General features: G+C 60.2%; 1 protein-coding gene. It reads left to right on the top strand.

Annotated features, from left to right (window positions below; genetic code table 11):
- Window positions 1-83: 83 nt before the first annotated feature.
- A partial coding sequence (locus AB4048_RS29030) for a helix-turn-helix domain-containing protein (RefSeq protein ID WP_442205380.1) occupies window positions 84-372 on the top strand: 289 nt, incomplete at its 3' end.

Genomic DNA, 372 nt, shown 5'->3' with positions numbered 1-372 from the left:
ATACGCCAACTCGCTGACCTCGACTCTTTGGCCTTCCCAAAACGCGGTGAATCTGAATCTCTGGGGCAAACTGGAGGTTTACGATGCGACCGGGGATTTCGTTACGTGAAGATTTTGATGGAGAAGGTCTCCGGCGTCTGTCGCGGCAGTCGAAGGATGCCGCCCAGGTACGACGCTTGTTGGCGCTCGCATTGATCTACGACGGCGGCTCGCGGTCAGATGCAGCCCGGCTCGGCAATGTCACGCTCCAGATCATTCGGGACTGGGTCATGCGCTTCAACGAACGGGGTCCCCAGGGGCTGATCGACGGCAAGGCTCCCGGTCAGCAGTCGAGGTTGAACGATCAGCAGCGTGCGGCCTTGGTGCAGGCCA

Origin of the sequence: Rhizobium sp. RAF56 (assembly GCF_052113965.1) — a bacterium.
GTDB lineage: Bacteria > Pseudomonadota > Alphaproteobacteria > Rhizobiales > Rhizobiaceae > Rhizobium.
This window is presented reverse-complemented; position numbering and strand designations above follow the sequence as displayed.